General features: G+C 60.8%; 22 protein-coding genes. 21 read left to right on the top strand and 1 reads right to left on the bottom strand.

The genetic code is table 11. The features are described from left to right. Positions 1-204 precede the first annotated feature (204 nt). The 19 genes from IEX75_RS14010 to IEX75_RS13920 all read left to right on the top strand — a co-directional run bounded on the left by IEX75_RS14010 (position 205) and on the right by IEX75_RS13920 (position 16433). Complete coding sequence (locus IEX75_RS14010) at positions 205-1308, top strand: Glu/Leu/Phe/Val dehydrogenase (protein WP_188794910.1); 1104 nt, start codon at positions 205-207, stop codon at positions 1306-1308. 270 nt (positions 1309-1578) lie between these two features. Then, the gene (locus tag IEX75_RS14005) at positions 1579-1848 is read left to right on the top strand and encodes an acyl carrier protein (protein WP_229720823.1); all 270 of its coding nucleotides are present in this window, start codon (positions 1579-1581) and stop codon (positions 1846-1848) included. Between the two features lie 19 nt (positions 1849-1867). Continuing rightward, entirely contained in the window at positions 1868-2647 is a 780-nt protein-coding gene (locus IEX75_RS14000) for a glycosyltransferase family 2 protein (protein WP_188794909.1), read from the top strand. 203 nt (positions 2648-2850) lie between these two features. Continuing rightward, positions 2851-3375, top strand: coding sequence for a LolA family protein (locus IEX75_RS13995; protein ID WP_188794908.1), 525 nt, complete (start codon positions 2851-2853; stop codon positions 3373-3375). Continuing rightward, entirely contained in the window at positions 3372-5735 is a 2364-nt protein-coding gene (locus tag IEX75_RS13990; protein WP_188794907.1) for an MMPL family transporter, read from the top strand. Before IEX75_RS13995 ends, IEX75_RS13990 begins: the two co-directional genes overlap by 4 nt. A gap of 28 nt (positions 5736-5763) precedes the next feature. Then, on the top strand, positions 5764-6987 hold the full coding sequence (locus IEX75_RS13985) for a beta-ketoacyl-ACP synthase (RefSeq protein ID WP_188794906.1): 1224 nt from the start codon (positions 5764-5766) through the stop codon (positions 6985-6987). Between the two features lie 181 nt (positions 6988-7168). Further along, positions 7169-7900: a beta-ketoacyl synthase chain length factor gene (locus tag IEX75_RS13980; RefSeq protein WP_188794905.1), complete on the top strand. Its 732-nt coding sequence runs from the start codon at positions 7169-7171 to the stop codon at positions 7898-7900. Continuing rightward, entirely contained in the window at positions 7861-8667 is an 807-nt protein-coding gene (locus IEX75_RS13975; RefSeq protein ID WP_229720822.1) for a lysophospholipid acyltransferase family protein, read from the top strand. Before IEX75_RS13980 ends, IEX75_RS13975 begins: the two co-directional genes overlap by 40 nt. Beyond that, entirely contained in the window at positions 8664-8924 is a 261-nt protein-coding gene (locus IEX75_RS13970; RefSeq protein ID WP_188794904.1) for a phosphopantetheine-binding protein, read from the top strand. The genes IEX75_RS13975 and IEX75_RS13970 overlap by 4 nt, the downstream gene beginning before the upstream one ends. Then, complete coding sequence (locus IEX75_RS13965; protein WP_188794903.1) at positions 8921-9466, top strand: COG4648 family protein; 546 nt, start codon at positions 8921-8923, stop codon at positions 9464-9466. The genes IEX75_RS13970 and IEX75_RS13965 overlap by 4 nt, the downstream gene beginning before the upstream one ends. Beyond that, entirely contained in the window at positions 9463-9819 is a 357-nt protein-coding gene (locus IEX75_RS13960) for an ApeI family dehydratase (protein WP_229720821.1), read from the top strand. Before IEX75_RS13965 ends, IEX75_RS13960 begins: the two co-directional genes overlap by 4 nt. Continuing rightward, positions 9816-10796, top strand: coding sequence for a lysophospholipid acyltransferase family protein (locus IEX75_RS13955; RefSeq protein WP_188794901.1), 981 nt, complete (start codon positions 9816-9818; stop codon positions 10794-10796). The genes IEX75_RS13960 and IEX75_RS13955 overlap by 4 nt, the downstream gene beginning before the upstream one ends. After that, positions 10786-11244 carry an acyl-CoA thioesterase gene (locus IEX75_RS13950; protein ID WP_188794900.1) on the top strand — a complete coding sequence of 153 codons (459 nt, stop codon included), beginning with the start codon at positions 10786-10788 and terminating at the stop codon, positions 11242-11244. The genes IEX75_RS13955 and IEX75_RS13950 overlap by 11 nt, the downstream gene beginning before the upstream one ends. Continuing rightward, positions 11241-11957: a class I SAM-dependent methyltransferase gene (locus IEX75_RS13945; RefSeq protein WP_188794899.1), complete on the top strand. Its 717-nt coding sequence runs from the start codon at positions 11241-11243 to the stop codon at positions 11955-11957. Before IEX75_RS13950 ends, IEX75_RS13945 begins: the two co-directional genes overlap by 4 nt. Positions 11958-12041: 84 nt before the next feature. Beyond that, positions 12042-13232 carry a beta-ketoacyl-[acyl-carrier-protein] synthase family protein gene (locus IEX75_RS13940; RefSeq protein WP_188794898.1) on the top strand — a complete coding sequence of 397 codons (1191 nt, stop codon included), beginning with the start codon at positions 12042-12044 and terminating at the stop codon, positions 13230-13232. After that, complete coding sequence (locus IEX75_RS13935; protein ID WP_188794897.1) at positions 13229-13696, top strand: hotdog family protein; 468 nt, start codon at positions 13229-13231, stop codon at positions 13694-13696. The genes IEX75_RS13940 and IEX75_RS13935 overlap by 4 nt, the downstream gene beginning before the upstream one ends. Beyond that, positions 13689-14417 (top strand): 3-oxoacyl-ACP reductase FabG, encoded by a 729-nt coding sequence (fabG, locus tag IEX75_RS13930; protein ID WP_188794896.1) that lies wholly within the window; start codon positions 13689-13691, stop codon positions 14415-14417. The genes IEX75_RS13935 and fabG overlap by 8 nt, the downstream gene beginning before the upstream one ends. Positions 14418-14446: 29 nt before the next feature. Next, positions 14447-14884 carry a YbjQ family protein gene (locus tag IEX75_RS13925; protein ID WP_188794895.1) on the top strand — a complete coding sequence of 146 codons (438 nt, stop codon included), beginning with the start codon at positions 14447-14449 and terminating at the stop codon, positions 14882-14884. A 391-nt stretch (positions 14885-15275) separates the two neighbouring features. After that, positions 15276-16433, top strand: a complete 1158-nt coding sequence (locus tag IEX75_RS13920; protein WP_188794894.1) for an isovaleryl-CoA dehydrogenase — start codon at positions 15276-15278, stop codon at positions 16431-16433. Between the two features lie 147 nt (positions 16434-16580). Here IEX75_RS13920 and IEX75_RS13915 read toward each other — a convergent pair whose 3' ends face one another. Further along, positions 16581-19685, bottom strand: a complete 3105-nt coding sequence (locus IEX75_RS13915; RefSeq protein ID WP_188794893.1) for an autotransporter serine protease — start codon at positions 19683-19685, stop codon at positions 16581-16583. Positions 19686-19908: 223 nt separating this feature from the next. Here IEX75_RS13915 and IEX75_RS13910 point away from each other — a divergent pair, with 223 nt between their 5' ends. Both IEX75_RS13910 and IEX75_RS13905 read left to right on the top strand, forming a co-directional pair. Continuing rightward, complete coding sequence (locus tag IEX75_RS13910) at positions 19909-21087, top strand: acetyl-CoA C-acyltransferase (RefSeq protein WP_188794892.1); 1179 nt, start codon at positions 19909-19911, stop codon at positions 21085-21087. A gap of 148 nt (positions 21088-21235) precedes the next feature. Then, a complete protein-coding gene (locus tag IEX75_RS13905; protein WP_188794891.1) occupies positions 21236-21613 on the top strand; it encodes a hypothetical protein in 378 nt (125 codons plus the stop codon). Positions 21614-21617: the final 4 nt, after the last annotated feature.

Here is a 21617-nt window from a genome sequence, read left to right as displayed (position 1 = left end):
GCGCGGCTTGGCAAGACAGCCAGTCTTCCCGGCGCCACGCAACACACCCTGCGGGCCTTCTGAACATCATGCCACCTACGCAAAATGAGTCAGAGCATCCCTAACTGGGGTTTTGAGTTTCAGGCGACAGGTCCTTGGCGGGGCCAACGCTTTTCCCATTCGAGTGCCTTCCCCAGCACCGTCAAACGTGGAGTTCAAGTTCCAATGATTTTCGAAACCATCGCTAAAACAGGCCATGAAGAAGTCGTCTTCTGCCATAACCAAGACGCCGGCCTGAAAGCCATCATTGCGATCCATAACACGGTGCTGGGCCCGGCACTGGGCGGCCTGCGCATGTGGCCGTACAAGACCGAGCAAGATGCAGTGAACGACGTGCTGCGCCTGTCGCGCGGCATGACCTACAAGAACGCCGTGGCCGGCCTGAACCTCGGCGGTGGCAAAGCGGTGATCATCGGCGATCCGTCGAAAGACAAATCCGAAGCGCTGTTCCGCGCCTTTGGCCGTTTCGTCAACTCGCTCAACGGCCGCTACATCACGGCCGAAGACGTGGGCATCGACGTGAACGACATGGAATACGTGTTCCGCGAAACGGAATACGTCACCGGCGTGCATCAGGTGCACGGCGGTTCGGGCGATCCCTCGCCGTTCACCGCGTACGGCACGCTGCAGGGTTTGATGGCCGCGCTGAACTTCAAGTACGGCAATGAAGACGTGGGCAAGTACAGCTACGCCGTGCAGGGCGCCGGCCACGTGGGCAGCGAATTCATCAAGCTGCTGCGCGAACAGGGTGCGAAGGTGTTCGTCACCGACATCAACAAGGACGCCGTGCAGCGCTGCGTGGACGAACTGGGTTGCGAAGCGGTGGGCCTGGATGACATCTACGACGTGAACGCCGACGTGTACTCGCCCTGCGCCTTGGGTGGCACGGTGAACGAGCAGACCATCGACCGCATCAAGGCCAAGATCATCTGCGGCGCCGCCAACAACCAGCTGGCCAACGACGCGATCGGCGAAGAACTGCAGCGTCGCGGCGTGCTGTACGCACCGGACTATGCCGTGAACGCCGGCGGCGTGATGAACGTGTCGCTGGAAATCGACGGCTACAACCGCGAGCGTGCGATGCGCATGATGCGCACCATTTACTACAACCTGGGCCGCATCTTCGAAATCAGCAAGACGCAGAACGTGCCGACCTACAAGGCGGCGGATCGTCTGGCCGAGGAGCGTATTGCATCGATCGGCAAGATCAAGCTGCCGCACATGGGCAATGGCGCGCCGCGCTTTGCCGGCCGCATGCGCGGGCAGTAAAACTGTACTGCTGAGTATCGAAAACGCCGGTCGCCTGACCGGCGTTTTCTTTTGCCTGCTCCGACCGTCGGAGCACGGGCAGTTCTGCTAGACTTTTCGCCGCAAGAATATGTGTGGTAAGGCCTTGCCATCATTGGTAAAGGTCACAGGGGAACCCGCTCTGCGGGTTAGGAACAATCGATGCTTCGCCATGTGCCCTGCAGTGCGGCCAGAGCCTGCCGATAAGGGTATGGGGAAGGTATGCAGGGCTGCAGCGTAGGCTGGGTGTGTATGAATGCGATGTTGAAAACAGGGATCAGCGACGAAGACATCCTGCTCAGGCTCAAGGATGTGCTGCATGAGACCTTCGAGATCGATCCTGCCCGGGTCACACCTGATACCCACCTGTTCACCGATCTGGAACTGGATAGCATCGATGCCGTGGACCTGGCCATCCAGGTGCAGGACATGACCGGCATGCGCATCAAGCCCGAGGATTTCAAGAACGTGCGGACGGTCGGCGACGTGGTCGCCACTGTGCGTGCGCTGCTGACGCGTTGAACGCTGGCCGGGTACGTCCATGCCGTTTGCGTCAGCGACCGCCGCGGAAGCTTTCCATCCCTGCGCACTGATTCCCATCTATAACCATGAGGACACTATCGCCGCCACGGTTGCCGCCTTGCGCGCGCATGGTTTGCCGGTGGTAATCGTGGACGATGGCAGCGATGACGCTACGCGCGTGGTGCTGGATGGCTTGGTTTCCCATGATGTGCAACGGATTCGCTTGGCGCGCAACAGCGGCAAGGGGCGCGCGATTACTGCCGGCCTGATTACGGCCCGCGATGCGGGTTACACCCACGCGTTGCAGATCGATGCGGACGGCCAGCACGACGTGGCGGACGTGCCGCGTTTTCTGGCGGAAGGCCGCGCGGATACGAACGCTCTGGTCTGCGGCCAACCCATCTATGACGAAAGTGTGCCGCGTGCCCGGCTGTATGGACGCTATGTCACGCACCTGTGTGTTTGGCTGGAAACGCTGTCGTTCACGCTGCGTGATTCGATGTGCGGCTACCGTCTCTATCCGCTGAAAGCAACGTGTGCCGAAATCGACCGCGCGCCCCTGCCCGCACGCATGGATTTCGATACCGAGGTAGCGGTACGCCTTATGTGGCGCGGGGTACCGGTGCGCAACCTGCCAACCCGCGTGATCTATCCGGAAAACGGTCTATCCCATTTCCATATGCTGCACGACAACCTGCGTATATCCGCGATGCATACACGGCTGTTGCTTGGGATGTTGCCGAGGGCGCCGGGGTTGTTGTGGCGGAAGCGGAAGAGGAGTGCTGCATGCGCTGTGTGACTCACCAACCTCTGACGAACCTACTGGGCCGTCATTCCCGCGAAAGCGGGAATCCATCTTGCTCTGATACCTCCTTGAACATGGATTCCCGCCTTCGCGGGAATGACGGCCTTCTAAACATATTCGCCAGATGTATCGTCCCCGCGCTAATGCTCGTCTGCTTCAACGCACACGCACAAAGCTCAGATCTGCTGCATGCCATCGTGAATCAGCTAAGCCAACACACCGCCATCCGCGCCAACTTCACCCAGCAACGCCAAACCCCTGCCCTCAACCAGCCGCAAACCAGCAGCGGCCAACTGCTGTTCGTCACTGGCCACGGCATGCTCTGGCAAGTACAGCAGCCTTATCAGCAAACCCTGGCGCTCACCGGCACGCGCACCCTGCGCATTGATGCCGATGGCCGCATGCAGGCCGTGCGCAATGAACGCGGCGTCAACCAGATTTCGCAAATGCTGCAAGGGATGCTGACGGGACAGTTGGATGAGGTAGAACGCCAGTTCAATGTGCAGGCTAACGGCATCGCTGCGCAGTGGAACTTGCGCTTTACGCCCAAGCAATCGCGCGTAGCTCAGGTTTTGCGGGACATCCAGCTCGATGGCGGCATGTACCTGCAACGCATCCGCATCGACATGCAGGACAGCACGCAGACCGATATCCAGATGACCGACACCCGCGACGCCGGTCCGCTGAGCACGCAGGAAAAGCACGCGCTCGGTCTGCCATGACGGAACGGAACCTGCAGCTGCGCGCGATAGGCTTTATGGTGGCGACGTTGCTGGTCGCCCTGCTTGGCGCATGGTTGCTGTTCGGGCGCGAACGTTCGCCGATTCAAACGGATTTGCTGGCCATGCTGCCGACGACCGAGCGCAATCCGCTGGCTGACGTTGCGGCGCAACGGCTGGCGCATGCCAATGGCGATCGTGTGATTCTGCTGGTGGGCCATGCCGATGACGAGCAGGCGAAAGCGGCTGCGCGCGAACTCGGTCAGATGCTGGCAAAGGACAAAGTGTTTGCTTCCGTCACGGCCGAGCTGCCGCCATTCGATCTGCAGCAGTTGGTAACGCCCTATCTTGCGCATCGCTTCAGTTTATTGACCGATGCGGACCGCCAGTCGCTCGCACAACCTGGTTACGATCCGAAACAGGCATTGGCGCAGCGTATCAACGAACCCTTTGTCACCAGCGTCGGCACACGCTTGCAGGATGACCCGTTCGGTTGGCTGCAGCACTGGATGGAGCAACAACCGTGGAGCCGCTCGCCACTATTGCCGGAAGACAACCTGCTGACAGTGCATCGCGATGACGGCAGTTACGTATGGGTGACGGCGACACTCAACGGATCTTCCTACGACGACGCGATTCAACACCGCGCCTTGGACGTATTGGATCAAGCCGAACACGCGGTCGAACACGATCATCCCGGCACGCGCGTACTGCGCACCGGTGCCTTGTTTTATGCCGCTTTTGCACGTAGCGACGCCGAACGCGACGTACATCGGGTGGGCCTGATTTCCACACTCGGCATCGCCGTACTGTTGCTGCTGGTGTTCCGCTCGCCTGGCCCGCTGTTGCTCGCGTTTCTTTCCACCGCCATCGGCATCCTCACCGCGACGGCCGTAAGCGTGCTGGTATTCGGCCAGATTTACCTGCTGACCCTGGTATTTGGCGCTGCGCTGCTTGGCGAAGCAGTGGACTATTCCATTCAGTACCTCACAGCTCGCGCGAACGCCGGCGACGCGTGGGAACCTCGCCAAGGTTTGCATCAGGTTCGCCCTGCCCTGCTGCTGGCCTTGGGCACCTCGCTGCTCGGCTATGCCTTGCTGGGATTGGTACCGTTTCCAGCGCTGCGGCAGATGGCGTGCTTCGCCATGGTGGGCATGGCAGCAGCCTGCTTGAGCGTGTTCTTCCTGCTGCCGGCCTTGCTGCAACGAACGGCCAGGCCGCTAAGCAACATCTCGGTACGCACGGCGCTGGTACTGCAAAACATCGTTGCCCGCTTTACGGCCGGGTGGCGCGGCGTGGGTCTTGCCGCGTTGGCCTTGCTTCTGGCTGTACCTGGCTGGGTGCAAATGCATCACGACGACGATGTGCATCTGCTGATCTCGCCGCCCCCGGCACTGGTCGCCCAAGAAAAGCAGATTCGCGATATCACCGGTCTTGGTAACAGCACGCAGTTCTACCTGGTGCAAGGCGAGGATCAGGAACAGGTCCTGCAACGCGAGGAAGCGCTGGAGCAACGCCTGCAGGCCATGACTGATGCCGGGCAGTTGCAAGGCTGGGTTGGCGTGGCCGGCATGGTGCCTTCACTGCAGCGCCAGCGCGCCAACCAGGCTCTGCTGGCGCCGCTGTTCGCACAGCCTGATCGCATGCGCCAGTGGTTGCACAATGCCGGTTTTCGCGATGCCGATATCGATCGCTACGTGCAAGCATGGCCTGGCACGCCGCTGAGCTTGCAGGACTGGCTGAAAACACCGCTCGCTGTACCCTTCCGTTATCTCTGGATGGGTGATGCGGCAGCACACGGCGCAGCATCGCTGGTGCTGCCACAAGGCGATGCCGCCAGCGCACTGCTGAAACAGGCTGCAGCGAATCTGCCTGGTGTCACGCTGGTGGATAAGGCGGCCGGCGTGTCCGACCTGTTCGGCCGTTATCGACGCTATGCAAGCGTGTGGCTGCTCGCTGCCGTGCTCTTGATCGTGCCGGTGTTCGGTTGGCGCTATGGCTGGCGCAGCGTGCCGCGCGTGCTGGCGCCGCCGGTGCTGGGTATCGGCTTTACGTTGGCAATGCTCGGCTATCTGCATCATCCGCTAACGCTGTTCCACTGGATGGCCTTGATGCTGGTGCTCGGTGTGGGCGCGAATTACGCGGTGTTTCTGCGCGAAGGCGAACCGCATGTGACGCATCGCCCAGGGGCGATGTATGCCAGCGTATTGCTCTCCGCCATCACGGCCTTGCTCTCGTTCGGCCTGCTGGCGTGGAGTTCGATGCCTGCATTGCAAGATTTCGGCCTTACTCTTTTGCTTGGCATTGGTTTCACTGCGGTGCTGGTGCCCGCCAGCACCGCACCAAGGGCATCATCCACATGAATTTATTTTTTGCATGGAGCACTGGCCCATGAAGCGCGTCGTTATTACCGGCATGGGCGGCATTACGCCGCTAGGACACGATTGGCCGCAGATCCAGACGCGTTTGCGCCAAGGCCGCAACGCCGTACGCCGGATGCCTGAGTGGGATTTCTATGAATCCTTGAACAGCCGGCTGGGCTGTCCGGTGGACGATTTCCAGATACCCGATTGGCCGCGCAAGCACTTGCGTTCGATGGGCCGCGTGGCGCAGCTGGCGGTGGCGGCCAGCGAGCGCGCGCTGCGCGATGCCGGCTTGCTCGATGATCCCAGCATCAGTGACGGTCGCATGGGCGTGGCTTATGGTTCATCCGGCGGCAGCGTGGAACCGGTGCGCGTGATGGGGCGCATGCTGGAAACCGGTTCCATGCAGGGCGTGACCGCCACCAGCTATGTGCAGATGATGGCGCATACCACAGCGGTGAACGTCGGCGTGTTCTTTGGCTTGAAGGGACGCATCCTGCCGACGTCCAGCGCCTGCACGTCGGGCAGCCAGGCGATCGGCTACGGTTACGAAACCATCCAGCAAGGCAAGCAGAAGCTGATGCTGTGCGGTGGCGCAGAAGAACTCTCCGGCCCAGGCGTGGCGGTGTTCGACACGCTGTTTGCCACCAGCACGCGCAACGACGATGCAGCGCTGACGCCGCGTCCGTTCGACACCTCGCGTGACGGCCTGGTCGTCGGTGAAGGCGCCGCGACGCTGGTGCTGGAGGATTACGAACACGCCCGCGCACGTGGCGCGCGCATCTATGCGGAGATTGTGGGCTTTGGCTGCAACTCCGACGGCAACCACATCACGCAGCCCACCAGTGAAACGATGGCGACGGCGATGCAGCTGGCTTTGCAGGATGCACGGCTTTCCCCGGATGCGATCGGCTATGTCAGCGCACATGGCACCGCGACCGATCGCGGCGACGTCGCGGAAAGCCATGCGACGGCACAGGTGCTCGGCAAGCGTGTACCGGTCAGCTCGATGAAGAGTTATGTCGGACATACGCTGGGGGCGTGCGGCGCGCTGGAATCGTGGTGGGCGGTGCAGATGATGCGCGATGGGTGGTTTGCGCCAACGATCAATCTCGTCGAGCCGGATGCGGCGTGTGCGGAGCTGGATTACATCGTGAATGGCGGGCGGGCGATGAGTGCGGAGTATGTGATGAATAACAACTTCGCGTTCGGGGGGATTAATACGTCGTTGGTGTTCAGGGCGTTGAGTTGATGCGCGCGATGACCTCCAATGCCCCTTACCGTCATTCCGGCGAAAGCCGGAATCCAGTACTAATACGCCGTGCGAAGCACACAACACCTTTTTATGTTGTGTGCTTCGCACATCATGTTCGACTGGATTCCGGCTTTCGCCGGAATGACGGTAAGGTCGGATTGGCGCGATCGGTGATCTGATGGAATTCCACATCCACCAACTCCGCGCCTGGGCTCCCACCCTCGACACCGACGAAGCCTGGCAAGCCTGGGCCCATCACCCCACGCACCTGCCCGATAACAACGAACAACCCAGCTGCGATTTCCTGCCCCCCATGCAACGCCGCCGCCTCAGCCGCCTGGCGCGCATGACCATGCATGTCGCGTGGCCACTCTGCGGTGAGCAGGAACAACTGCCCTTCGTCTTCGCCTCTCGCCATGGTGAAACGCCACGCACCTTCGCGCTGCTCAGCGAAGTAGCCGACCAGCAACCACTTTCGCCAACCCAGTTCGGCTTGTCGGTACACAATGCGATCGCCGGCCAGTGGTCCATCCTGCGCGGACAGCATGGCGAGTCGGTGGCGATTGCCGGTGAAGCGGATACGTTCGAGCACGCGATGGTAGAAGCTGCGGCGCTGCTCAGCGACGGCGCCCCGGCCGTGCTGGTCGTGATCGCCGAGGAACGACCGCCCGCCGCCTACGACGGCTGGATCGATGACGTGCCGTTTTCGTATGCTGTGGCGCTAAGAGTTGGGGGAATCGAAGCGCATGCCGGCCGAGGCTGGCAGTTGCGCCTGGAATCACATCAGGGGACGTCCACACCCGCTGCCTGGCCGCACGCCTTGGATTTCGTGCGCGCGCTGCATGCGGGCGATGACACACTCGAACACCCATGGAAGACACGTCGATGGATCTGGCAACGCATTCCGTAAGCCGCGCCAACAGCGCCAATTATCTCTGGCGGTTGCTGGCCACCGGTGCGAGCTTCGTGTTGTTCGGCTTCGGCGGCCTGGTGCTGCGGCTCATTGTTCTGCCGCTGCTCGGCCTGCTGCCGGGTGATGCGATCACGCGCCTCCGCCGTGCACGCAACGCGATCAGCAAGGCGTTCTACCTGCATGTGCAATTCATGTATCGCAGTGGGGTACTGGAATACGAATTCCTTGGCGCGGAGCGTCTTGGCTCCCCCGGGCAGATGATCATCGCCAATCATCCGTCCCTGATCGACGTGGTGTTTCTGATCGCGCACATCCGCCATGCCAACTGCATCGTGAAGCAAAGCCTGTGGCGTAATCCGTTTACGCGCGGGCCGGTGCAGCGGGCGCAATACATCAGCAACAACGGCAGCCCGGAGATGCTCGAGCAGGCAGCCGATGCCTTGCGCGAAGGGCAGACGCTGATCGTGTTTCCCGAGGGCACGCGCACGGCACCGAACCAGGCGCCAGTGTTTCATCGCGGCGCCGCGGCGATTGCGTTGCGCGGTGCGCGCGTCATCACACCCGTTTTCATTACGGTGCGCCCCACCACACTGACCAAGGCCGAACCGTGGTACCGCATTCCGGAACGGCGCGTACGCGTCACGCTGCGCGTGGGCCAGGACATCGCACCGGAAACTTTCAATGCTTCCGCGCCGCTGCCGATAGCGTCGCGTCGGCTCAATGCGCATTTACACCAACTATTCTTAAGGGAGCTCTCGCCATGACCGTGCTGCAAGAGGACATTGCGCAACTCATCATCGACACCCTGAATCTGGAAGATGTCACGGTGGCCGATATTCCACCGGACCTGCCACTGTTCGGCGAAGGGCTGGGCCTCGATTCGGTGGATGCGCTCGAACTGGCACTGGCGTTGCAGAAACGCTACGACATCCGCATTGCTTCCGACTCCAAGGACGCGCGCCAGCACTTCACCACGGTCGCCACGCTTGCTGCGTTCGTGCAAGCACAACAGGGCGCATGAACAAGCTGACCTCCATTCTGTTACCACTAGCAGGGGTGCTCTATCCCTTCGTGGTGTATTTCGGCATGGATCGCGTGCCGCCGCCGATGTTCGCACTGGTGCTGGGGGCGATCTGGTTGATTCGTGCGCCCGCCCTGCTGAAGCAACCCGGCGGGCGCTGGATGTTGACGGCCGCCCTGGTCTACTGCGCGTTGCTTGCGCTGAGCGGCGAAGCGACTTTGCTGCGTTGGTATCCCACGTTGATCAGCGCGCTGCTGCTATGCGCATTCGGCCTCAGCTTGACATTCGGACCGCCGATCATCGAACGGATCGCACGCGTACGCGAGCCCGATTTGCCGGATGCTGCGATTCCCTACACGCGCAAAGTCACCTGGGTGTGGGTGGGCTTCTTCGTGTTCAATGGCGTGATGTCTGCCGCCTTGACGCTATGGGCGCCGCTGAAGTGGTGGACGCTTTATAACGGCCTGCTGGTGTACTTCATCATGGGCACGCTGTTCGTCGGTGAATGGCTGCTGCGGCGACGCCTGCGAGGTGTGGCGTGAGCACAGTGCGTGACCCGGTGGTGGTGGCCGAGCATCAGCAGGATGGCGTGTGGACGCTGGCATTGCTGGTGCCGCGCGACCTTGTGTATTTCGCGGGTCATTTTCCACAAGCACCGGTATTGCCTGGCGTAGTGCAGATTGCCTGGGCGCTTGCGCTGGCAACGCCGCGCTTCGGCACGCCTGCACGCTGCAAGCGGATGGAAGCGCTGAAATTCCAGCGCTTGCTGCGCCCTGGCGATCGTGTGGAGCTGATGCTTCGCTACGACACGGGACGGCAAACATTGCACTTTGCCTATCGCGATGGCGACAAGGCCTATTCTTCTGGCCGACTGGCATGGAGCGCCGAAACATGAGCGAGCAAGTGGTGCAGGATCGTCACTGGTCGGCCTACAAGGAGCGCGGAAGCTTCGTGCTGATGCGGCTCACCGCCTTCAGCGTGCGCGTGTTCGGCCGCCGCTTGCTGGCGCCGGTGCTGTATCTGATTGTGCTGTATTTCTTTGCTTCGGCGCGCACGGCGCGGCGCAATATCCGCCAGTATCAAACCTACCTGTCGGAGTGGAGCGGCAACCCGGCGTTGAAGCCGACGCCGGGGCGTGTGTTCCAGCAATTCATCGCCTTCGCCGACAACCTGCTCGACCGGCTTGACGTATGGCGTGGGCGCCTTCGCTTCGAGCAAGTGCAATTGATCGATCCTTCAGGTGTACGCCCGCGCCTGCTGCGCAGCCGGCAAGGTGGACGCGGCGAGATGCTGGTGGTCACGCACTTGGGTAATCCCGACGTATGCCGCGCCATGGCGGAACTAAGCGAACAGGTGCCGCTGAACGTGCTGGTGCACAACCGCCATGTGGCCCAGTTCAATCGCCTGCTGGGCGAAGCCGGCGATCGCAGCATGCGGCTGATACAGGTGAGTGAACTGGACACGGCGATGATGATGGACTTGTCGCAGCGCCTGGAACGGGGTGAATGGCTGGCGATTGCCGGCGATCGCGTGCCGCTCAACGATGGACGTCAGGTGACGGTGGATTTTCTCGGCCACACGGCGGCATTTCCGCAAGGTCCGTGGCTGATGGCCGGTCTGCTGCGTTGCCCGGTGAACCTCTTGTGCTGCCTAAAGGTGGAAGGCCGCTATCGTATCTATCTCGATGCCTTTCTCGAAAGCGCGCAGTGGGAGCGCGGCCGTCGCGACGCGGCCATCCATGAATGGGTGCAGCGCTATGCGGATCATCTGGCCGGGCAGTGCTTGATCGCGCCCCAGCAATGGTTCAACTTCTACGCCTATTGGCAGCCGGTGGAACTGCCATCGCATAAGGAGACCGCCGATGCGCACTAGCGGCGTTCTGCATACCGACGTGGATATTCTCGTGCCGTTCTACGACGTCGATTCGATGGACGTGGTATGGCACGGGCATTATGTGAAATATCTGGAAGTGGCGCGCTGCGCGCTGCTCGACGACATCGGCCACAACTACGTGCAGATGAAGGAATCCGGCTATGCATGGCCGGTGATCGATCTGCAATTGCGCTATGTGCAGGCAGCTCGCTTCGGTCAACGGCTGGTGGTGCGTGCTGACCTGATTGAATGGCAGAACCGTTTATTGATTCATTATCTGATTCGGGATGCCGCCACCGGGCAGCGCGTGACGCGCGCAAGCAGCGTGCAGGTGGCCGTGAATATCGCCAATGGCGAGATGCAACTTGAATCACCCAGAGTCTTTATTGATGCGGTCGAACAGCGACTGCGCCATGGCCCGCAACACTCATCTTCCATCGCATCATGAATTACGCCAGCCCAACTTACGTCGAAGAAACCCGCATCGGCTTCCACTTCTTGCGCACCCACACGTGGCAGCATCACGTGCTGCGTGTCGCGATCAACGACCTGAAACGCTTGATCGGCGAGCCGCTGCCGCAAGGTGGCACGCTGTTGGATGCCGGCTGCGGCCAGGGCAAGTCGTTGCGCTTGTTGCGCGATACATTCCAGCCCATCCGCATGATGGGTCTGGATGCCGATCCGCACAGCCTCACCCTTGCGCAAGCAGAAGCGGAACGCGAAGGCATATCGATCGAACTGCATGCGGCCGATTGCGCAACGATGCCGCTGCCGGACCAGAGCGCCGACGTCGTGTTCTGCCACCAAACATTTCATCATCTGGTGGAACAGGAGCGTGCACTGGCCGAGTTTTGGCGCGTGCTGAAACCGGGCGGCTGGCTGTTGTTTGCGGAATCGACCAAGGCGTACATCGACACTTGGGTGATCCGCTGGTTCTTCCGGCATCCGATGGAGGTGCAGAAGAGTGCGGAGGAATATCTGGAGATGCTGCGCTGGCAGGGCTTCGAATTCGAGGCGCGGAATGTGTCGTTCCCTTATTTGTGGTGGAGCCGGTCGAAGGATTTTGGCTTGTTGGAGCGCTGGGGATTGAAGTCGCCGCCTCCGCCGGGCCAGCGTGAAGAGACGCTGGTGAATGTGGCGGCGAGGAAGCCGGTGGCATGAGGCGTTTTCATTCTTCCCGAGCTCCTTGCCCCCTCCCCTGCTTGCAGGGGAGGGGGCTATTCGTGGCGAAGATGGGTACCTAGCATGAACAACACCTACCTCAACGCCCTCGGCATCATCTGCAACCTCGGCGCCGGCAAAGCCGCCGTTGCCGAAGCCTTGTTTGCCGGCAACGACAACGGTATCCGACCCGGACGCGGTTGGATTCCAAATCACGAGCCGCCGCTGGGCAGCGTGCAGGCGGAACTGCCTCCCGTACCTGACGCACTGCGCCATCGCGACAACCGCAACAATCGCCTGCTGCTCGCCGCAGCGTTGGAAATCGAAGCCGACATTCGCGCCGCCATCACCCGTTATGGCCAGGCACGTATCGGCGTCGTGCTCGGCACCAGCACCACCGGTATCGAGGAAGCTACCCACGGCATCGCCGCTTATCGGCGCGATGGCGCCTGGCCTGCCGACTATCACTATTCGCATCAGGAACTCGGTGCACCGGCGGAATTTCTGGCCGAATGGCTGGAACTGTCAGGACCGTGCTACGGCATTTCGACCGCGTGCACGTCGGGCGCACGGGCACTGATGAGCGCACGACGCCTGCTGCGCATGGGCCTGTGCGACGCCGTGCTATGCGGTGGCGTGGATACGCTGTGCCGCCTGGCGATCAACGGCTTCCATGCATTGGAAGCGGTCGATCTGCAGCGCTGCGATCCGTTCTCCAAACACCGTCGTGGCATCAATATCGGCGAAGCGGCGGCGTTGTTCCTGATGACGCGCGAAGCCGGCCCGGTACAGTTGCTGGGTGGCGGAGCGAGTTCCGATGCGTACCACATGTCCTCACCCGATCCGCAAGGAACCGGTGCACGTAAAGCCATGCACGATGCCTTGCTCAACGCCGGGCTGGACGCTGCGCAGATCGATTACGTCAACTTGCATGGCACGGCTACCGAGCATAACGACAGTATGGAAAGTCAGGCCGTAGCCAGCATGTTCGGCAACGCCGTGCCATGTTCGTCAACCAAATCGCTGACCGGCCACACGCTTGCCGCAGCAGGTGCGCTGGAGGCGGCCTTCTGCTGGCTCAGCTTGACCGACGCGCAAACCGAACGCCGCCTGCCGCCGCACGTATGGGATGGCGAAGCCGACCCTGCGTTGCCGGCGTTGCATTTCACCCGCGCCGGCAATCACCTGCCTGCCGGAGGGCGTCGTTATTTGATGAGCAACTCCTTTGCTTTCGGCGGCAACAATGCGGCGTTGATTTTGGGAGACCCCGCATGATGCATTGGCCGATGGCTGAGGTCGTGCCGCATGCCGGCGAGATGATTCTGCTGGACGATATCGTGGAAGCAGAAAGCGAACGCATCGTATGCACGCGCACGATCAAGCCCGGCGGTTTATTTGTGGACGACGACGGCAGCATGCCCTCGTGGGCAGGCGTGGAATTGATGGCGCAAGCCATTGCTGCCTGGGCCGGCTGTTGCGCGCGTGTGGAAAAACGGCCGGTGACATTGGGTTTTCTGCTTGGCACGCGGCACTATGCGTGCAACGTCGATGCTTTTTCTGCAGGCACGCCACTGCGCGTGGAAGCGGTGCGAGAGTTTCATGACGAACAAGGCATGGGTGTCTTCCACTGCCGTATCGAAGGCCCGGGCGTGCACGCCGAAGCACGCTTGAATGTGTTCTGTCCGCCCGATGCGGATGCATTTTACAAACAGGAATCCGGGGAGCCGCCGCATGGCTGACTCAGTGTTGGTGACAGGTTCCAGCCGCGGCATCGGTCGCGCGATTGCCTTGCGGTTGGCGCAGGCAGGCTACGACATCGTTCTGCATTGCCGTAGCCGCCGCGGCGAAGCCGAGCAGGTGAGTACCGCGATTCAGGCGCTGGGTCGAGCCGTACGCATTTTGCAATTCGACGTGGCCGATCGCATAGCTTGCGTGGCTGCGCTGGAAGCGGACGTCGAGGTGCATGGCGCTTACTATGGCGTGGTATGCAATGCAGGGCTTACGCGGGATGGCGCGTTCCCAGCGCTTTCCGATGAGGATTGGGACCAGGTGCTGCGCACCAATCTTGACGGTTTCTACAACGTCTTGCACCCGATCATCATGCCGATGATCCGCCGCCGTCAGGCGGGACGCATTGTATGCATCACGTCTGTATCGGGCTTGATCGGCAATCGCGGCCAGGTGAACTACAGCGCGTCCAAAGCTGGTGTGATCGGTGCGGCGAAAGCACTGGCGGTGGAATTGGCCAAACGCAAGATCACCGTCAACTGCGTAGCACCGGGGCTGATCGACACGGATATGACCAGCGACGACCTGCCGCTGGAAGAGATTTTAAAAGCGATACCGATGCAACGTGCGGGCACCGCCGATGAAGTGGCTGCCGCGGTGCAGTTTCTGATGAGCCCGGAGGCGGCCTACATCACGCGGCAAGTGCTCGCGGTGAATGGCGGGTTGTGCTGAGACAGCATCCATCAAGGGGGAATGGGGATATGAAAGCAAATGTGCTTGTTGCCATTGCGTTGGTGTGTGTACCCGGTTTGTCCTACGCCGGAGACAAGATCGTGCATTTTCCGTTCGCCAATGCTGTCGCCGAAGCGACGCAATCCGGCAAGCTGGACGGCACGGTGAAGTTCTATCTGGCCGGGAATGACCCACAGGGCCAGGTGACGGTGATCAACAGCGATGTCAGCGTCAACCGCAAGACCAATGCCTTCGGCAAAGCGGACCAGAAAACCTGCGACTGGGCACTGCAGTCGGCGTTGATTGCGTTGCAGGATCAGGCCAAGGCGGCCGGCGCCAATGCGGTAGTTGGTATCGTCAGCGATTACGGCAGCGAATATCGTGATAACGAGAAATACGAATGCCACGTCGGCTTTCTCATGTCTGGCGTGATCATGAAGGGCAAGCTGGTAAAAGTGCAGCAATAACCGCCATCTCGTAGGTTGGGGTGCAAACCCTGAGATATCCCCACCTTTTTTGCCCGTTATGCCGGAGAAGTCCTGGGTTTACATGAAGTTTGTTTCGAAGCCAGTCGTCATTCCGGCGAAGGCCGGAATCCATCGCCAGTGCGAAGCATGGATTCCTCGCTCCTCAAAGCCGAGCACATCCATGTGCTCTCCCCGCGTGCCGGCCTTCGCCGGAATGACGGTTCGCTCTGAAACAACATTGATCTGAACTCCAACTTTTCCGCTTGGACAACGCAAAAAACGTGGGGATATCTCAGGGTGCAAACCCCAACCTACGTTGCGCCGCGTCAGAGACTGAAAAGACCCCTGCGCTACAATTCCTGGCCTCCAAATCCCCTCCCAGGAGTTCCTCATGCGTCCGTTCCCGCTCGGTGAAGAGATCGATCTGCTGCGCGAAAGCGTGTCTGCCTTCGCGGAAAAGGAGATCGCACCGCGCGCGGACCATGTTGATCGCGAGAATCTGTTTCCGCATGATTTGTGGCGCAAGTTGGGTGACATGGGGCTGCTCGGCGTGACCGTGCCGGAGGAATACGGCGGCAGCGGCATGGGCTTTCTGGCTCACATGGTGGCGATGGAGGAAATCTCCCGCGCATCCGGTTCGGTAGGCCTTTCTTACGGCGCCCATTCCAACCTATGTGTGCAAAATATTTTCCATAACGGCAATGAATCGCAACGCCGTAAATACATTCCCAAGCTGTGCACCGGTGAATACGTCGGTGCACTGGCGATGAGCGAGCCGGGTGCCGGTTCCGACGTGGTGGGCTCGATGACCTGCCGCGCCGAGCAGCACGGCGATGTGTTCGTGGCCAACGGTTCCAAGATGTGGATTACCAACGGCCCCGATGCGGATGTGCTGCTGGTCTATATGCGTACTGCGCCGCGTATCGCCGGCAGTCGCTGCATGACCGCCTTTATCGTTGAAAAAGGCATGAAGGGTTTCAGCACGGCGCAGAAGCTGGACAAGCTTGGCATGCGTGGCTCCAACACCTGCGAGCTGGTGTTCGACAATTGCGAGATTCCCGTCGAGAACATCGTGGGCGAAGTGAACGAAGGCGTGCGCGTGCTGATGAGCGGCCTGGATACCGAGCGCCTGGTGCTTTCCGGCGGCCCGATCGGTTTGATGCAAGCCGCGCTGGATATCGCCCTGCCCTACGCACGCGAGCGCAAACAGTTCAATGCGCCCATCGGTACTTTTGGTGTGATGCAGGCGAAGATTGCCGATATGTACACCAAGCTACAGAGCTCGCGTGGTTTCGCCTACATGGTGGCGCAGAAATTCGATGCTGGCGTGAAGTCGCGCATCGATCCGGCGGCGTGCTTGCTCAACGCGTCGCAGAATGCGGTGCAGGTGGCGCTGGAAGCGATCCAGACACTGGGTGGCAACGGGTATATCAATGAATATCCGACCGGTCGCTTGCTGCGTGATGCGAAGCTGTATGAGATCGGCGCAGGTACGAATGAAATTCGGCGGATGTTGATTGGCCGCGAATTGTTTCACGGGCGTGAGTGATATCGCCCACACGTAGGTTGGGGTGCAAACCCCAACGCTCGTCATTCCCATGCAGCGTGACGTTGGGGTTTGCACCCCAACCTACGCTGGTCGCAAGATTCACCCCCTGCCACATGTAGAGCAGGGGGCGTTCATGGCTACGATGGATCAAAACATCAAGCTGTAATTCACCGTCCCCATCGTTGCGTGCTCACGCTGCGCGTTGTATTGGTCGGCACCCAACGACAATTGCGAACGCGCCGAGAAACGCCAATTCAACGACACACCCGCAATGCTGCCGTAGCGCGACAAACCAATACCATTGACCGGCATGAACTGCTGCAAGGCTGCGAAGCTGGCAGTCGGTACCACGCCGTGCGTGGCAAACGCATCCTGCCAGAGGAAGTGGCCTTGCAGGTTGAGGCTGCTGCCATCAGGCAGCTTCCACTCACGCGAACCGCGGAAGCCGATACCCGCCTGCCAACGCTGGATCGTCTGCGAACTGGAGTTCAGGCCGAAACCATCGCCACCCAATTCGTTGAAGCCATCGCGCTCGACGTATGCGTATTGCAGATTGGCGTACGGCGTGAACTTCCATTTCCCCGCGTTGAAGCGATAGCCGCTTTCGCTATACGCCACGTCGTAGCTGCCGTTGCTGAAACTGCCCACGCCGGCAGTTTGATTGCCGAGCAACAATTCGCGACGTGTGTTCTGCCAATCGCTACCCACCCCAAAACGGCCCATCGCGTACCAGTTACCCTGCACGATGCCGCCATAGAGCATGCCTTCCAGCGCACGGCTGTAACCTTGATCGGCGCTTTGCTGCAAGTTGCCCAGGCCCTGGCTGTGGCTGATGGCATAACCCAGTACGGTGCCATTGCCGAGCATGCGATCGCCACCCACCATGCTGCCGTTGAGCTGGAAGCCCAGACCATCATAGCCACTGCGCGAGAAGTTGCCCTGGTAGCCCAGGTTCTGCGACCAGCTCTGGAAATCCTGCTTGCGGTCGAGGGCCTGGGGGTTGTCGAGCAAGCTGTCGAAACGATCGGACAGTGCACGCGTGTCGGCATCGATGGCTTCGAAGGTCATCGCAGCGCTGGCTGCATACATCTGGCCGGAGAGGCTGTTCAAGGATTGCTGCAACGCGGCCGTGGTCTGCGACTGTTGGATCGCCGCGGCGCCGCTGACAAAGCTGCTCGGCAAAGGTTGAGCGCCGCTCTGTATCGCACTGTTGATGGCATTGAAAGCACTTTGCACTTGCCCAGCTGCCGCATACGTGGCCGCGGAATAAGGCAGGCCCGTAATTTTTTGAAGATTGACCTGCTGTACGTTCAAGTAGGCGTCGGTGTTGGCGTCATAACCAATAGACGCTTGCAAGGTTACGGAAGAAGGCGTGCCCACTGTGGAATTGAAGGCACCGCTAAAACCTTGTGTGGCCGATAGCACGACGGTGTGCGAGCTGACGACATAACCCGAATCGGCGCCATATACGTACAACTGCGGACTATTTTGCAGCGTGACACTGCCGGTCACCTGCATGGCGGATCCCAGCGGCACCGCCAGACGGCCGCCGTTCTGGGTGTAATTGCCCGTCATGCTGAGGTTGGTGCTACCGACCACCACCGTGCCTTGGCTCGTGACATTGCCGGAAATGAGCGGAATAAGACTGCCGGAACTTCCCGTGAATGCCAGCGTTCCCCCGGACCCGATATTGACGCTCGAGACCAGCGAGGTGGTATTCAACGTACCTCCATTCACCGTAGTGAGATTCGCTGTTACTTGCGGCGAATTCAAACTGCCGCCAGTCACCTCGATGCCTGTGTTCACTCCTACCGATGTGGTGGCATTCAAGCTGCCGCCATTCACTACCGTGCTGCCCGCGAATGTCGATCCAGCGTTGAGCGTACCGTTGTTTACAGTAACTGCGGAAGTTGAACCAGACAGCAGCGATACCGCGTTCAACGTGCCGCCGTTGACCGTCGTATTGCCAAGATACGTGGAGGCTTTAGTCAGGTTGAGCGTACCCGGCCCATCCATGATCAAACCGCCCGCGCCGGAAATGGGATTGTTCCAGCTCGAACTGCCGTTGAAGCCAACCTCGACATCACCCCAAGCAAACTGCTCCGGCCCGTTTACCGCGGCACCCACGTTCAACACACCCCAGCCAAAGGTGGTGTTCGGCTGCGAACCGCCCAATGGCGTGGCTGTGCCCAATAACGTTTGCTGTACCAGATAATTGGAAAAATACGGATAAGCCTGCCATACCAGCGCTGCCGCGCCGGATACGGCCGGTGCCGCAAACGAAGTGCCTTCCACAATGTAGTAGGTAGGATTGGTCGTACTGGTCGTGGTGTTCTTGTCCAGCACAATCACATCGCCCGGCGCGGCAAGGCAGTAGGCGTATGCAATGCCGCACTTGTTCGAATAGCTGTCCAACTGCGTTGGGCTGTTGCTGTTCAACGCCACTGCAACCAGCCAGCCCTTCTGCAGGTTCGCATCGTTCGCCACGGTCGGCAGCGAAGCAATCGTGCTCGGATTGGCTTGCGAATCATTGCCGGCAGCAAACACCACCAAACCATTGTGCTGTTCGACAAAAGGCGCATACGCCTGATCGAACGCCGTTGTCGTCGCCGTATCACTGGAACTCCAGGAAATACCGCCCCAGGAGTTGTTCATGATCTGCACGCCGGAAGTGATCAGTTGCTGATTCACCTGGCCCAATGGCGTGGCATCGGACCCGGTTACCTGGGCAGGCGGGGTAGAGCCGTTATCATCCGGCGCGCTGTCATCGATGATGCGCGCCGACACCAGCGAGGCGCCTGGCGCAATGCCACCTGCAAATTGCGCAAAGGAAGTGCCTGCCGCGATTTGCGATACCCAGGTGCCATGCCCAACCACGTCCGGGATGTTGACGTTGTTGGTGGAAGGATCGACATCGATGTATTCCGTCCCGACACGCCCAACCAATGCCGCGTTGCTGGGATTGATCCCGCTATCGACCACGCCAATGGTGACACCCGCGCCGGTGTAGCCCTGGTTATGCGCCGCATAGGTATTGGTCAACGACAGCTGCGCGTCAATCGGCGGCGTCGGAACATTCGAACTCGGCGAAGGTGATGGTGCGGGCGAAGGCGTCGGTGTCGGCGTGGGTGCCGCTGACGCCCCTCTTACGTTGCTGTTGCCGCCTCCGCCGCCGCAACCGCTCAAGCCCACTGCAAGACTGATCAATAGCGCGATTTCACGGCGGCGCCACGCCTGCGTCCCAGTTGCCATACATTCCTCACACAGAGTTTTGTCCCCAAACAACTTCGGAATACCGCCACTCCCAATAGCGATATTTCCCCATAGCTTATTCGCTTGATTTGTAAGTTTGCGAGAGGCGCGTGTGCGCGATTTCTCACGGAATCGAAAAATTTGCTGCTAAGCAGTGAGGACTGCGATAATTCGCAAATTCCTTCCTCGGCGCGACGCGCCTAAAGCTCCCCTGGAGACCCCCATGTCGGATATCGTCATCGCCGCCGCCAAGCGCACTGCCATCGGCTCGTTTCTCGGCCAGTTCACTGGCGTCCCCTCTCCCACCCTCGGCGCTACGGCTATCCGCGCCGCACTCGAACAGTCCGGCATTGCCGCCACCGATGTGAGCGAAGTGATCATGGGTTGCGTGCTGCCGGCCAACCTCGGCCAGGCGCCCGCCCGCCAGGCTGCCCTGAATGCCGGCCTGACCCCGGCCGTTGGCTGCACCACCATCAACAAGGTATGCGGTTCGGGCATGAAGGCGATCATGCTGGGCCATGACCTGATCAAGGCCGGTTCGGCCAGCGTGGTCGTGGCCGGCGGCATGGAATCGATGACCAACGCCCCGCACCTGGTCAACGCCCGCGGCGGCATCCGTTACGGCGAAGGCAAGCTGGTCGATCACATGGCCTGGGACGGCCTGACCAACCCCTACGACGGCAAGGCCATGGGCGTGTTCGGCGAACTGTGCGCCGACAAGTACCACTTCAGCCGCGAAGAGCAGGACGCCTTTGCCATCGAATCGGTCAAACGCTCGCAGGCGGCGCAGGCTGCCGGCGCCTTCGCCGGCGAAATCGTTCCGGTGACCGTGCCCGGCAAGAAGGGTGACGTACAGATCGATACCGACGAGCAGCCCAGCCGTTCGGACATCAGCAAGGTGCCTTCGCTCAAGCCCGCTTTCCGCAAGGAGAATGGCACGATTACCGCCGCCAGTTCGTCCAGCATTTCCGACGGTGCGGCGGCACTGATCCTGTTGTCGGCCGATGACGCCAAGGCACGTGGCGTGAAGCCGTTGGCCCGCATCGTCGCCCACGCGACGCATTCGCAGGAGCCGGAATGGTTTACCACCGCACCGGTGGGTGCGATCAGCAAGGTGCTTGAGAAGGCCGGCTGGAAGGCGAGCGACGTCGACCTGTTCGAAGTCAACGAAGCCTTCGCCGTGGTGGCCATGGCACCGATGCGCGAGCTGGGCATTCCGCACGACAAGCTCAACGTCAATGGCGGTGCCTGCGCACTTGGCCATCCGATCGGCGCCAGCGGTGCGCGCATCGTGGTGACCCTGCTCAATGCCTTGAAAACCCGTGGCTTGCGTCGTGGCGTAGCCGCCCTCTGCATCGGTGGCGGCGAAGCCACCGCCATGGCGGTGGAGCGTCTGGATTAAGTCCTACTTTTTGTACTGCCGGCCGGGGTGTCGACCCCGGCTGGTTTAATGCGGCATAAAAGTTGTTAGTAAAAACCGGTAGCGCCGTTAACGTGAAAGCGCTATTAATAATCCGCCAATTGGCATTCCACGGCTAAGGAGATCCATCATGAAGTTCACGCGTACCCTTCTCGCCTCTGCGCTCGTCGCGCTGCTGGCGGCTTGCAGCAACGGCGCACAGGAAGGCGCGCAGGACGCACAGAAGTCGGCTGACCAGGCCCAGCAAGCAGCTACGCAGGCTGCTGACCAGGCTCAGAAGGCCGCTGCTGCTTCCACCGCTGCTGCTCCGGCTACCCCGGCTGCTGCTCCGGCTTCCACCGCTGCGGCCCCGGCTGCCGCTCCGGCTTCCACCGCTGCCGCCGCTCCGGCTGCCGGCGATGCGATGAAGAGCGCCGCTGCTGACGCTTCGCAGGCTGCCGACAAGGCCGCCGACGCAGCCAAGTCGGCCGCGACCGCTGCGAAGGACGCCACCAAGAAGGGCAACTGATCCT

Origin of the sequence: Dyella nitratireducens (genome assembly GCF_014642835.1) — a bacterium.
Taxonomy (GTDB): domain Bacteria; phylum Pseudomonadota; class Gammaproteobacteria; order Xanthomonadales; family Rhodanobacteraceae; genus Dyella_B; species Dyella_B nitratireducens.
This window is presented reverse-complemented; position numbering and strand designations above follow the sequence as displayed.

Excerpts from the sequence above, each read along its gene's own strand:
- IEX75_RS13965 (WP_188794903.1), top strand. The coding sequence starts at position 8,921 with ATGAACAAGCTGACCTCCATTCTGTTACCACTAGCAGGGGTGCTCTAT.
- IEX75_RS13975 (WP_229720822.1), top strand. The coding sequence starts at position 7,861 with ATGGAAGACACGTCGATGGATCTGGCAACGCATTCCGTAAGCCGCGCC.
- IEX75_RS13985 (WP_188794906.1), top strand. The coding sequence starts at position 5,764 with ATGAAGCGCGTCGTTATTACCGGCATGGGCGGCATTACGCCGCTAGGA.
- IEX75_RS13935 (WP_188794897.1), top strand. The coding sequence starts at position 13,229 with ATGATGCATTGGCCGATGGCTGAGGTCGTGCCGCATGCCGGCGAGATG.
- IEX75_RS13920 (WP_188794894.1), top strand. The coding sequence starts at position 15,276 with ATGCGTCCGTTCCCGCTCGGTGAAGAGATCGATCTGCTGCGCGAAAGC.
- IEX75_RS13955 (WP_188794901.1), top strand. The coding sequence starts at position 9,816 with ATGAGCGAGCAAGTGGTGCAGGATCGTCACTGGTCGGCCTACAAGGAG.
- IEX75_RS13990 (WP_188794907.1), top strand. The coding sequence starts at position 3,372 with ATGACGGAACGGAACCTGCAGCTGCGCGCGATAGGCTTTATGGTGGCG.
- IEX75_RS14005 (WP_229720823.1), top strand. The coding sequence starts at position 1,579 with ATGAATGCGATGTTGAAAACAGGGATCAGCGACGAAGACATCCTGCTC.
- IEX75_RS13925 (WP_188794895.1), top strand. The coding sequence starts at position 14,447 with ATGAAAGCAAATGTGCTTGTTGCCATTGCGTTGGTGTGTGTACCCGGT.
- IEX75_RS13940 (WP_188794898.1), top strand. The coding sequence starts at position 12,042 with ATGAACAACACCTACCTCAACGCCCTCGGCATCATCTGCAACCTCGGC.
- IEX75_RS13950 (WP_188794900.1), top strand. The coding sequence starts at position 10,786 with ATGCGCACTAGCGGCGTTCTGCATACCGACGTGGATATTCTCGTGCCG.
- IEX75_RS13980 (WP_188794905.1), top strand. The coding sequence starts at position 7,169 with ATGGAATTCCACATCCACCAACTCCGCGCCTGGGCTCCCACCCTCGAC.
- IEX75_RS14000 (WP_188794909.1), top strand. The coding sequence starts at position 1,868 with ATGCCGTTTGCGTCAGCGACCGCCGCGGAAGCTTTCCATCCCTGCGCA.
- IEX75_RS13945 (WP_188794899.1), top strand. The coding sequence starts at position 11,241 with ATGAATTACGCCAGCCCAACTTACGTCGAAGAAACCCGCATCGGCTTC.
- IEX75_RS14010 (WP_188794910.1), top strand. The coding sequence starts at position 205 with ATGATTTTCGAAACCATCGCTAAAACAGGCCATGAAGAAGTCGTCTTC.
- IEX75_RS13915 (WP_188794893.1), bottom strand. The coding sequence starts at position 19,685 with ATGGCAACTGGGACGCAGGCGTGGCGCCGCCGTGAAATCGCGCTATTG.
- IEX75_RS13910 (WP_188794892.1), top strand. The coding sequence starts at position 19,909 with ATGTCGGATATCGTCATCGCCGCCGCCAAGCGCACTGCCATCGGCTCG.
- IEX75_RS13905 (WP_188794891.1), top strand. The coding sequence starts at position 21,236 with ATGAAGTTCACGCGTACCCTTCTCGCCTCTGCGCTCGTCGCGCTGCTG.
- IEX75_RS13970 (WP_188794904.1), top strand. The coding sequence starts at position 8,664 with ATGACCGTGCTGCAAGAGGACATTGCGCAACTCATCATCGACACCCTG.
- fabG (WP_188794896.1), top strand. The coding sequence starts at position 13,689 with ATGGCTGACTCAGTGTTGGTGACAGGTTCCAGCCGCGGCATCGGTCGC.